Consider the following 11,588-nt stretch of genomic DNA (forward strand, 5'->3'; position numbering starts at 1 on the left):
TCCCACCAACTCGGGCACAACGATCCGTCCCGTGCGTCTGCTGGCCAGCATCTTTACGGTGGGCGGCTGGACCATGCTCAGCCGTATCCTCGGATTCATCCGTGACATCATGATCGCGGGTCTGATCGGGCCGGGGCCGGTCATGGACGCATTCGTCGCAGCCTTCCGCCTGCCCAACATGTTCCGGCGTTTCTTTGCCGAGGGCGCGTTCAACGCGGCCTTCGTGCCGATGTTTTCCAAACGCCTCGAGGGCGGCGAAGACCCCGAGGGCTTTGCGCGGCTCGCGTTCAGCGGGCTGGCGCTGGTGCTGCTGTTCCTCGTGGCGCTGGCCATGGTCTTCATGCCCGCGCTTGTCTGGCTGACGGCCGAAGGATTTGCCGGCGATGCGCGGTTCGACCTGACGGTCGAGTTCGGGCGCGTCGTCTTTCCCTATATCTTCTTCATCTCGCTGGCGGCGCTGCTGTCGGGTGTGCTGAATGCCACGGGGCGGTTTGTCGCCGCCGCCGCCGCACCTGTGCTGCTGAATATCATGCTGTGCAGCGCCATGGCAGCCGCCGTCTGGGCAAACGGCAGCGTGCCGACTGCGCTGATCTGGTCCATCCCCTTTGCGGGCGCCGCACAATTGGCACTTGTCTGGATCGCGGCCACCCGCGCAGGCCAAAAGGTGCGGCCCGTGCGCCCCCGGTGGACGCCCGAGATGCGCCAATTGGTGCGCGTTGCCGTGCCTGCGGCCCTTGCGGGCGGCGTCATGCAGATCAACCTTCTGGTGGGCCAGCAGGTGGCCTCCAACTTCGAGAGCGCGGTCAGCTGGCTGTACGCGGCAGACCGGCTCTATCAACTGCCCTTGGGCGTCGTGGGCATCGCGGTGGGCATTGTCCTCTTGCCCGATCTGTCGCGCCGCCTGCGCGCGGATGACGGGTCGGGCGCACGCATGGCGCTCAGCCGCGCGGGCGAGGTGTCACTGGCGCTGACGATCCCCTGCGCCGTGGCGCTGGTGGTCATCCCCATCCCGCTCATCACGGTGCTGTTCCAGCGCGGCAATTTCAACGCCGACGACACGGCGGCAACCGCGCTGGCCGTTGCGATCTACGGCCTCGGCCTGCCCGCCTTCGTGCTGCAAAAGGTGCTGCAGCCGATCTATTTCGCGCGCGAGGATACCAAGCGGCCCTTCTACTACGCCGTCGTGTCGCTGGTGGTGAACGCGGCGCTGGCCATCGGCCTTGCGCCCTATATCGGCTGGATCGCGGCAGCCATCGGCACCACGATCGCGGGGTGGGCGATGGTCTGGCTGCTGGCGCGCGGCGTGCGACCCTTTGGCGACGTGGCCCGGTTTGACCACCGCTTTCGCAGCCGCCTGTGGCGCATATGCGCGGCCTCCGCCATCATGGGTGCGGCCCTCTGGGCGCTGATGGTGGGCCTCTCGCCCTTCTTCGGGGTGCCGGGCTGGCGCGCCCTGGCCCTGATGGTGATGATCGCGCTGGGCGGGGTCGCCTATTACCTCGCCGGATCCCTTTTTGGCGCCTTCAAGAAGAGCGAGCTGAAATCCGCGCTGCGCCGTCAGCGCTGAAGCAGCCTTGCGCGCAGCTTGGCCCAGCCGCCGGGGCGCAGGACGAAAGATGCCGCAAAGCCCGTGCAGAACCCTGTAAGGTCCGCCACCCAGCGCAGCATTCCTCCAAAAAAGAGGCTGAAGAGCAGCTGCGCGCCCATGAGAAACCCGATGAGCACAAAGGCGCGCGCCTGACTGCCCCCCTGCTGGCCCAGCTTGAACCAGAGCAGATAGGTAAACGCGCCGATCAGCCCGTAGATGCCGGGAAAGGCGCCATAGAGCCACGGATTATCCCGCGCGGCGAGACCGTAGACCAGCGCCCCGCAGATCGAGGGAATGATGAATGCGGCCAGCGTGGCGGCCGGGCGAAACACCTCGCCCACGAACTTGCCCATCGCCAGCAACAGCGCGGCGGCAAAAAGCGTCTCGCTGAAGCCACCATGCAGGAAAGGATACGTGAAGACGCGCACCAGATGTTCCGGCGGGTAGATCCCGTTCGAGATCATCCAGCGCAGGATATCGCCGCTGAACCCGTAATCCTGGATCATGGCCTGCCGCCAGCCCACGGCCTGAGGGCCGCCAATCAGCCCCTTTGAGCCTAGGAAAAAGGCGATTTCCGGAATCACCACGGCCAGAAACAGCACCACCACGACGGGCGGCAGCGGGTTGAAGGGGCTGGAGTCGTCAGGATGGCTCATGGGTGCGCTCGCAGGTTGATCCGGCCCTTTGCTTGACGGGGCATTGGCGCATGGGTAGTGGAGGACGGCACGGAAATCCAGACGGAGACGCAAGATGAGCGATGCAGCCTTCACCCCACGGGTGTTTTCGGGCATCCAGCCCTCTGGCGATCTGCACCTTGGCAACTATCTCGGTGCGCTGAAACGCTTTGCCGAGGCGCAGGACAAGGGCGTGCAGTCGCTGTATTGCATGGTCGATCTGCATGCGATCACCGTCTGGCAAGACCCGGCCAAGCTGCGCCATGCGACGCGCGAGCTGACGGCAGGCTTCATCGCCTCGGGCCTCGACCCTGAAAAGTCAATCCTCTTCAACCAGAGCCAGGTGCCAGAGCACACGCAGCTGGCATGGATCTTCAATTGCGTGGCGCGCATGGGCTGGATGAAGCGGATGACCCAGTTCAAGGACAAGGCGGGCAAGAATGCCGAGAACGCCTCGCTTGGCCTCTTTGGCTATCCTGCGCTGATGGCCGCCGATATTCTGGTCTATCACGCGACGCATGTGCCGGTGGGCGAGGACCAGAAGCAGCACCTCGAGCTGACCCGCGACATCGCGGCCAAGTTCAACCACGATTACGAAGTGGATTTCTTTCCCATGGCCGAGCCGGTGATCGAAGGCGCGGGCACGCGGGTCATGAGCCTGCGGGACGGGTCCAAGAAGATGTCGAAGTCCGATCCCTCGGACATGAGCCGGATCAATATGACCGACGACGCCGACACCATTTCCAAGAAGATCCGCAAGGCCAAGACCGATCCCGAGCCGCTGCCATCGGATCTGGACGGGCTGGAAGGGCGGCCCGAGGCGCGCAATCTGGTGAACATCTACGCGGGTCTGGCGGGCATGAGCGCCGCCGAGGTGATGCGCGACATGGGCGGGCGCAGCTTCTCGGAGTTCAAGCCGATGCTGGCCGATCTGGCTGTTGCGCGCATGGCCCCGATTTCGGATGAAATGGGCCGTCTGATGCAGGATGTGGGCGAAATCGACGCGATCCTTGGCCGCGGGTCCGAACGCGCGCGCGACATCGCAGCGCCCATCCTCGCGCAAACCTATGAGATCGTCGGACTGGTCGGAGGCCGCGCGCCGAAGGCGCCTTGATGTTCGGGCCTCATTCGCGCGCGGGCGCGGGAATGGTCAGTGGCGATTTTCCCAAGGCGGCAATGGCGCGATAAAGCGGCTTTCTGCGCCATAGCAGAGGGCGCGAGTGCCATTTGGCGTGGCGGCACCCAGTGCGAAAGCAGGAAGCGCCGTCGTCATGATTGCAGCCCGGAGTCGAAGATCGGCTCGAAACTGGCCCACATCATCCGCATCCCGTCAAAAGGCATGGGGGGCATCTGCGCTTCGCCCATTTCAGCCTCCATCGCCTTGGCGGCAGCGTCACAGGTGGCGCGATCGGGCCAGGCGACCCAGCTGAACACCGGAACCTCGCCATCCTCTGCCTTGGTCGCGCGGTAGAAGTCGGTCTTTTTGCCGCGCGGGACATCCTCACCCCAAGCCTCGACTACGCCAAGCGCGCCGTATTCTTGGAACATCTTCCACCCCCAATCGGCCATCTCGACATAGTCGGCCTTGTTTTCCTGCGGGACGGCCAGCGTGAACCCCTGATAGTGATCTGCACCGCTGTGGGTGCCCTTCTCATATACCGGGGTGAATCCGCCAAATATCATGCGGCTGCCATCGAAGGGCATCTCGGGCAGCGTCTTCATCGCCGGATCGTTTTCCATTTTCTGCCAGGACGCATCCGCCGTCGCCTTGTCGGGCCATTCAATCCAAGACAGCACGATGGCCTCATCGTCTTTTGCGTCGACCGCACCATAGAAATCGGTGACCTTTCCCTTTGGCACGTCAACGCCCCAAGTCTCGACCATGCGGGTCGCGCCGTAGGATTTGAACATTTGCCAAACTGCGGTGGTGTGATCGATGTACTTCTGCTTGTTCCCGGCGGGAACGGCAGCAATGGAGGCAGTATAGTATGACATGGTGCGCTTCCTTTTGTCGCAGGCAGATGCAGTCTATGGCGTCAGGATGGCGTTTTAGTATCAAAAAGCAACCATTAGTATGAAATTATGACTGAAACAGGCAATGCTCCGCGCATCCGCTATGACGAAGGCTGTCTGGCCTCGCATGCGCTCAATCTCATAGGCGACCGTTGGGCGCTGCTCGTGGTGCGTGAACTGATGTTCGGGCCCAAGCGTTTCCAGATGATCCGCGCTGGCCTGCCCGGCATCACTGCCAGCGTGCTGACCGGCCGCCTCAACCAGTTGCAGATGGCGGGCGTGGTAGATCATGATGACAAGCTGGGCGTTTATGAGCTGACGGATGCTGGACGGGGACTGCTGCCGGTGCTGGACGCCCTGTGTCGCTGGGCGCTGACGGTTCCGGGCCATGACCCGACAAAGTTCATAAGCCCGTCGGCCCTCATGATCTCGATGGGGGCGAACCTGATGCACGACAGGGCCGCCGGGCAGCGGATCCGTGCCGGCTTTGATTTCGGGCGCGAGGCGTTCGAGATGCATCTGAAAGAGGGAAGGCTCCACACGGTAGCAGTTGCAAAACCGGAGGCGGCCTTTGTTCTGTCCGGCAACGGAAATGCGCTGGCTATGGCGGTCTATGGCCCCGAACCGCTGTCGCAACTCCTTGATAAGCGCATCATCGGCATGGATGGCGACATTGCCGTCGCTCAGCAATTTGCCGATCTGTTCAGTCTGGCTCCGACCTCCTAGCCCTGCGCGGGCCGAATGCTGTTGCCTGTCAGGGACATCACGCAAACCTATTGCGTGAATTTACAGGCCCGGATGCAAAGCAGGCGCAGCATGAGTGTCTTCCAATCCTGCCCGTCCGCTTGCGACACGTGCCTGCCCCAAGCGAACGGGAAGTTTGTGGGCCAATGCCCAAGCGAAAACCAGCCCGCCAGCCGCAGCCGCAAAGATGCCTGTCACCGGGGCAGCAAGCAGCACCAACCATGCGGCGCCGGGGGTGACGATGCCCGACACGTCGCGGTAGCTCGCATAGACTGCCGACATCTCGGTGCGTTCCGACGGCTTGACCGCGAGCAAAAAGGGCAGGCCACCCGAGACGTCCAGCAAGACAAGAAAAAAGGACGCAGCCATCAAGCATATCACGGCCACCCACGGGGCACCCCCGGCAAGGCTTGCCACCCCGAAAAGCACGCCCGAGACAAAAAATCCTGTCAGGACGGTTGTCCGAATGGAGTTTTGCTGCATCCAGCGCAGCATCAGCGGCGTGACGAAGAGCGCTGCGTTCGAGATCGACAGGGCAATGCCGCCCAGCTGGTCGCCGAGCCCCGCCTCGATTGCGAAAATCGGGAGATACACCACGTAAACCCACCAGCCACATGATCGGATCATGGCAAACAGCCATCCCGCCACCAGCCTTGGCTGAGTGGCGAAGCGTTGCAGAAAGGCCAAGGGGTTGGTCGGCGGCGCTCGGCTTTTCGTAATCAGCCGCCCGTTCCCCAGCCGCATGATCAGGAAAATGGCAATCATGATCGACGTGGCCAGCGCGGCAACCAGAAACGGGGCGGGCTCCCACCACCGATACAGGATGACGCCAAGAGCCGGCCCGGCGGTCCAGCCTGTGGCGCTGTAGAACATCCGTGATGTCTCGCAGCGACCCAGCTCGATCTTGGCGATATAATCGAGCACATAGGCGTTGAAGCATACAAATGTAATGACGGTCGCCAGCGTGGTCAGAAGCAGGCCAGCCACGATCGCTGGCGCGGATCCAATGATGGCGAGCAGCGCCCCCAGCACGAAGAGCGACGCCCCCGCGACATAGACCCAACGCCGCGGGATGGTGCGCGCAACAAACGGCACCATCAGCCCGCCGGTTAACGACAGAATACCGATCACGAAGTATACTTCGGAAACGACGGCAGCATCCTGCAACGCCTTGTACATCGCCAAGGGAAAGACCGAGATCAGGATGCCGCGTGCGACCGCCTCTGAACCTGCGAGCAATGCAAATCCGCGAACGCTAGGCGCTGGGGCGTGGCGCAGCCATTCGGGAATTCGACGTTCATGCATATGAGACCATCAAGCTTTTTGATGACCAATAGGCAAAGATCAATTCAGCTGCATTGCCGTCAACGACATGATGGCGTCTTCTTCAGTATAGAAATCATCATTGCACGCTGATCCAGATTAGCGACGAAAGCATCAATCCGGGCTACGAGATCAGGGACGTGAGCTGAGCTGCCCCGACGAGAATGGGACCGTTCAGAAAAATCACATCACATCGAACAATTGCGCATGCCAAATGGCCAATCGGTCAACGCATAGCGCTTTGCGATGGACCTGAATCACAGGAACCCACCCAATGAAACATCTGTGGACCACAGCACTTTGCACCGGTCTCGCGCTGGCCTTCGCTGGCCCGCTTGCCGCAATGGACAAAACCGTGTCTGCCGTCGAGGTCAAGGCCGACATGAGCGCCTACGAGGACAGCAACGTTCTCAAATACTGGCCAACTCTGGAGAACGATCTGGCCACCGCAATCGGCTCCAAACTGACCGTCGACGACAACGCTGACGCACCCCGGCTCACCGTCGAGATCAATAAGGTCGCGATTGATGGCGACACCTTCCTGCCGGACTCCGGAGAGTTCAATCAGCTGGAAGGCACCGTGGTGATGCATCAGGGAAGCAACTCGGTCAACTCGGGGCTGAACACCGATACCCAAGACGAGCAAACCGGCGGTTATCCCCTCCGTATGACGGCCGTCACGGGTTCGGACGATGCTCCGGAAGGTTGGATCGTGATAGACCCGTCCCAGGGTGATTTCTACGACGCCCTGATCAATGCCTACGCCGATACCGTTGTCGAGCGTATCGAGCACTAAATCCTGTTTGTCATGCCAACCCCCGTCTGGTGGGTTGGCATGACACATTTGCACAAATTCAATGCAAACTTCCCAACTCCTGATCTTGTAGGCCGGCGCGTCTGCTCATGCGTCCCAGCGACCACGCTGGCTTCACGAGATGAAACCCTCAAAGGATTTATGACCTTTTCAGTGAAAGTAATGCGGTTTGAGGCGCCTTGAAAACGTGAGGCACAAGAAGCATACCCCTTCGGTAAGAGTATTTTTTGAACAATGAAAGAAGGGACGCGGCATGGCGACGGGCACGAATATCCGGACGTGGTTTGAGGGCGCTTGGCATGACGGGGATGCCGCCGTCATTCGGGCCGGCGATCATGGCATGTGGCTGGGCAGTGCCGTCTTTGACGGGGCGCGTCTGGCGCATGGGGTGGTGCCGGATCTCGATCTGCATTGCGCGCGCGTCAACGCCTCGGCGCGGGCGCTGATGCTGGAGCCGACTGTGGCGACGGACGAGATGGTGGACATCATCCGCGAGGGCCTGCGCGCCTATGCGCCCGGATCGGCTGTTTATATCCGGCCGATGTATTGGGGGCAGGACACCGGCTATATGGCGATCGTGCCGGATGCGGCATCGGTGGGTTTTGCGGTCTGCCTCGAAGAGGTGCCGATGCCGCCCGAGGGTGCGTCGACCACGCTGACGCGAACACGGTTTCGCCGCCCGGTGATGGAGGATGCCGTGGTCAACGCCAAGGCGGCTTGCCTTTATCCCAACAACGCCCGGATGTTGGCCGAGGCGCGGGCCAAGGGCTTTGGCAATGTCCTGTGCGCCGATGCGCTGGGGAATGTGGCCGAAAGCGCGACGGCCAATGCCTTCATGGTCAAGGATGGCGAAGTGTTCACGCCCGCGCCCAACGGCACGTTTCTGGCCGGGATCACGCGGGCGCGGCACATCGCCAATCTGCGTGAAGGTGGCGTCAAAGTGCATGAGACCGTGCTGAGTTTTGACGATTTTCACAAGGCGGATGAGGTGTTCCTGACCGGGAACATGGCCAAGGTCACGCCGGTGACGGCCTTCGACGATACATCCTACCAGATTGGCCCGATCACGCGAAAAGCGCGCGAGATGTATTGGGACTGGGCCGCAGGCAGCCCTCTATGATCCAGTGCGCCGGGCGGTTCGGCCGCCCGGCGCGCTTTGCTTACAGCGCCGCGCGCTCGGCCGCTGTCATGCGCAGCAACGGAAGCTGGCGCAACACCACCGGCGATATCAGCACAAGGCCCACAAGGGTCGCATAGAGATTGGGCGCGACCAAGAGGATCGCGGCCACGGCCAGCAGCGCGCGCTCGTACCCGCGCATCGGGCCGATCAGCCAATCGGCAAAGGCTGCGGATAGCATCCAGATGCCTGCCATGGCGCCTGTCACGCCGATAAAGAACTGCGACCAGGTGAATCCCTCGACCACAAGCAGCAGCGAGGGCGAGAAGACGAAGACGAAGGGCACCAGCGCCTTGCCCATGCCAAGGCGGAAGGCCGTGTTGCCCGTCTTGAACGCGTTGGAATCCGCGATACCCGCCGCCGCATAGGCCGCCAGCGCCACGGGCGGTGTGATGTCGGCCATGACCCCGTAGTAGAATACGAAGAAATGCGCGACCAGCGGCTGCACCCCCAGCATGTTCAGGATGGGCGCCGCCACGGCGATCATGATGAGGTAGTTGGCCGTGGTCGGGATGCCGCACCCCATCAGGATGCAGACGACGGCCGTCATGATCAGGGTAAAGAGCAGCGTCAACGCCGAGACGGACATTACCTCGAACGGCAGCACCGCCAGCAGGCCCGAGACATCCTCGGCCCACCCGGCCGCGACCGAAGTCACCATATAGGCGATCTTGAAGCCAACACCGGTCAGGGTGACAACGCCGATGATGACCCCGACCAGCGCCGCCGCCGCCGTGACCGACAGCGAGAATTTGGCGCCGACGACAAAGCTGTCCCACAGCTCGGACACGGTTTGCCGGCCCGCGCCAACGATGTCGGTGCCGTGGCGCAGGAGGTTCTGGATGATCAGCACGAGGATGCACGACAAGATGCCGTAGAAAGCCGCCAGATAAGGCGTCTTGCCCGACAGCAGCGTTGCCACCAGCACGAAGAGCGGCAGGGTTGTCAGCCAGCCAGCCTTGAAGACCGCCCATGCGACCGGCAGCTCGTCCTTGGAAAGGCCGCGCAGGCCGCGACGGCGCGCCTCGAGGTGGACCTGCACCAAGACGCCAAAGAAGTGCATGAATGCCGGAACCAGCGCCGCCGTCAGGATCGTCGTCAGCGGAACGCCCAAGTATTCGATCATCAGGAAGGCAACCGCGCCCATGACGGGGGGCGTGATCTGCCCGCCGGTAGAGGATGCCGCCTCGACCGCCGCCGCGAAATGGCGCGGATAGCCGATGCGGATCATCGCGGGGATGGTCAGCGAGCCGGTGGTGACCGTATTGGCGATGGACGACCCCGAAATCGAGCCGAGCATCGCCGAAGAGACCACCGACACCTTGGCCGGGCCACCGGCAAAGCGGCCCGCCAGCGACGATGCAAGGTCGATGAAAAGCTGGCCAAGGCCGATGCGCGTCGCCATCACGCCGAAGAGGACGAAGTGAAACACATAGGTCGAAATCACGCCCAGCGCGGTGCCATAGATGCCTTGGGATGTCAGGTAGAGATGGTTGACGATATTGGTCCAGCTGGCGCCCGGATGCGTCAGCACCCCCGGCATCGACTGACCGAAATAGGCATACGCCATGAAGAGGACGGCGATCAGCGGCAGGGGCCAGCCCATCGCGCGGCGCGTCGCCTCCATCAGCACGACGATCAGGATGGTGCCCATGACCGAGTCGATCAGCAGCGGATTGCCGACGCGGAACGCCAGATCATTGAAGACCCAAGGTACATAGAGCGCCGATACGATACCGGCGATGGCCAGCACCCAGTCGATCAGCGAGACGCCCATGGGCGTCGCCAAGGTATTGCGCGGCTCGGGGCGCGCGCCTAGTACGGTAAACGAAAAGAAAATCAGACCGAGGGTCAGGGCCAGATGCGTGCCGCGATGCACGGTGGCCTGCGGAATGCCATAGCCCGAGGTATAGAAGTGGTAGCACGACAAGAAGAATAGCACGCCGCCAACGATCCACGCCATGCTGGGCAAGAGGGGACGGAAACGGACCTCTGGATCATATTTTTCTTCCAGAGCCCTCTTTTCCTCGTCGCTCATATCCTTGACGCGATCCGATTCGGGTGTTTCGGCCATTGCCGCCTCGCTGCGATGAAAGGGGTTGGAAAAGCCGGCCCGCGCTTGGCGGGCCGGCTTGGGATCGTGGCTTGATTACTCGATCAGGCCCTGTTCGCGATAGAACTTCTCGGCGCCCGGATGCAGCGGAATGCCGACACCGTCAAGAGCCGTTTCAGGCGTGATCTCCTTGCCCTTCTGGTGGCCCGAGTCCAGCAGCTTGCGGGTATTCTCGTTCCACAGGGCGGCGGTGACGCCATAGATCAGATCTTCGGACTGATCGGCGCTGGTGACCCACTGCGCGCCAACCGAAAGGGTGGTGACATCGTCGTCCACGCCCTCGTAGGTGCCACCCGGCACGACATTCTCGGCAAAGAACGTGTATTCATCGGTCACGCCCTCGGCCTCGGCGCCCGAAATCGGGACGAGAACGATGTCTTCCTGGCTGGCCAGTTCGGCGATTGCGCCTGCGGGAAAGCCGCCCACGAAGAAGAACGCATCCATCGCGCCATCGCGCATACGGTCTGCCGCCTGATCGGGCTTGAGGAAGGCGGCGTCGATGTCGTCCTCACTCAGGCCATAGGCGTCCAGAATGATCCGTGCATCGACCAGCGTGCCCGAACCCGGCTCGTCCAGCGAGACGGTCTTGCCCTCGAGGTCGGAGACGGATTCAATGCCCGCATCCGCAGAAGCGACGAGGTGGATCGTTTCGGGATAGAGGTTGGCGATGGCGCGCAGGTTGTCGACCGCCTCACGGTCCTCCCAGATGCCGGTGCCGGTCTGTGCCCATGTGGCGACATCCGACTGCGAGAAACCGGACTCCAGCGTGCCGCCCGCAATCGCGTTGATGTTGGCGACCGAGCCGTTGGCCGACAGTGCCGAGGCGATCAGGCCGGGAAACCCGCACGAGCCGCCCTCTTCGCAGGGGCGCGAGCCGGGAGGGTTCGAGATCGCGTTCGCGATCAGACCGCCGATGGGATAATAGGTGCCGGCCGTGCCGCCGGTGCCGATGCGGAAAAACTGCGGCTCTTGCGCGGATGCGACTGTGCCGACAGCCATCATCGCAGCGCCGACAGTGGCCGCGCGCATGATGTGTGTGAAACCGAATTTCATGAGGGTTCCTCCTTGAACTCTATGAGAAATGAATACCAATTTAACAACAGGCGCAGCGGCATTGCAATGCGCGAGCCCTCGGCTGACGC

General features: G+C 62.4%; 10 protein-coding genes. 5 read left to right on the forward strand and 5 right to left on the reverse strand.

Annotation, left to right across the window (positions count from 1 at the left end):
* Positions 1 to 22: 22 nt before the first annotated feature.
* Positions 23 to 1,567 (forward strand): murein biosynthesis integral membrane protein MurJ, encoded by a 1,545-nt coding sequence (gene murJ / locus V8352_RS02235; protein WP_336422783.1) that lies wholly within the window; start codon positions 23 to 25, stop codon positions 1,565 to 1,567.
* Here murJ and V8352_RS02240 read toward each other — a convergent pair.
* Positions 1,558 to 2,244 carry a rhomboid family intramembrane serine protease gene (locus tag V8352_RS02240; protein ID WP_336422623.1) on the reverse strand — a complete coding sequence of 229 codons (687 nt, stop codon included), beginning with the start codon at positions 2,242 to 2,244 and terminating at the stop codon, positions 1,558 to 1,560. The genes murJ and V8352_RS02240 overlap by 10 nt on opposite strands.
* Positions 2,245 to 2,338: 94 nt before the next feature.
* On the opposite strand from V8352_RS02240, the gene trpS reads away from it, so the two are divergent.
* A complete protein-coding gene (trpS, locus tag V8352_RS02245; protein WP_336422624.1) occupies positions 2,339 to 3,376 on the forward strand; it encodes a tryptophan--tRNA ligase in 1,038 nt (345 codons plus the stop codon).
* Positions 3,377 to 3,531: 155 nt separating this feature from the next.
* Here the strand turns inward: trpS and V8352_RS02250 are convergent, their stop codons facing one another.
* Positions 3,532 to 4,257 carry a DUF1428 domain-containing protein gene (locus V8352_RS02250; protein WP_336422625.1) on the reverse strand — a complete coding sequence of 242 codons (726 nt, stop codon included), beginning with the start codon at positions 4,255 to 4,257 and terminating at the stop codon, positions 3,532 to 3,534.
* A gap of 87 nt (positions 4,258 to 4,344) precedes the next feature.
* On the opposite strand from V8352_RS02250, the gene V8352_RS02255 reads away from it, so the two are divergent.
* A complete protein-coding gene (locus V8352_RS02255; RefSeq protein WP_336422626.1) occupies positions 4,345 to 5,001 on the forward strand; it encodes a winged helix-turn-helix transcriptional regulator in 657 nt (218 codons plus the stop codon).
* 60 nt (positions 5,002 to 5,061) lie between these two features.
* On the opposite strand, the gene V8352_RS02260 is transcribed toward V8352_RS02255, so the two are convergent.
* Positions 5,062 to 6,324 carry an MFS transporter gene (locus tag V8352_RS02260; protein ID WP_336422627.1) on the reverse strand — a complete coding sequence of 421 codons (1,263 nt, stop codon included), beginning with the start codon at positions 6,322 to 6,324 and terminating at the stop codon, positions 5,062 to 5,064.
* Positions 6,325 to 6,616: 292 nt separating this feature from the next.
* Between V8352_RS02260 and V8352_RS02265 the strand changes: the two genes are divergently transcribed.
* Together V8352_RS02265 and V8352_RS02270 are read left to right on the forward strand one after the other, a co-directional pair.
* On the forward strand, positions 6,617 to 7,138 hold the full coding sequence (locus V8352_RS02265) for a hypothetical protein (RefSeq protein ID WP_336422628.1): 522 nt from the start codon (positions 6,617 to 6,619) through the stop codon (positions 7,136 to 7,138).
* Between the two features lie 271 nt (positions 7,139 to 7,409).
* Entirely contained in the window at positions 7,410 to 8,276 is an 867-nt protein-coding gene (locus tag V8352_RS02270; RefSeq protein WP_336422629.1) for a branched-chain amino acid aminotransferase, read from the forward strand.
* A gap of 40 nt (positions 8,277 to 8,316) precedes the next feature.
* Here the strand turns inward: V8352_RS02270 and V8352_RS02275 are convergent, their stop codons facing one another.
* Together V8352_RS02275 and V8352_RS02280 are read right to left on the reverse strand one after the other, a co-directional pair.
* Positions 8,317 to 10,407: a TRAP transporter permease gene (locus tag V8352_RS02275; RefSeq protein WP_336422630.1), complete on the reverse strand. Its 2,091-nt coding sequence runs from the start codon at positions 10,405 to 10,407 to the stop codon at positions 8,317 to 8,319.
* A gap of 75 nt (positions 10,408 to 10,482) precedes the next feature.
* On the reverse strand, positions 10,483 to 11,475 hold the full coding sequence (locus tag V8352_RS02280; RefSeq protein ID WP_336422784.1) for a TAXI family TRAP transporter solute-binding subunit: 993 nt from the start codon (positions 11,473 to 11,475) through the stop codon (positions 10,483 to 10,485).
* Positions 11,476 to 11,588: the final 113 nt, after the last annotated feature.

Origin of the sequence: Roseovarius sp. D0-M9 (genome assembly GCF_037083805.1) — a bacterium.
In the GTDB taxonomy this organism is placed as follows: domain Bacteria; phylum Pseudomonadota; class Alphaproteobacteria; order Rhodobacterales; family Rhodobacteraceae; genus Roseovarius.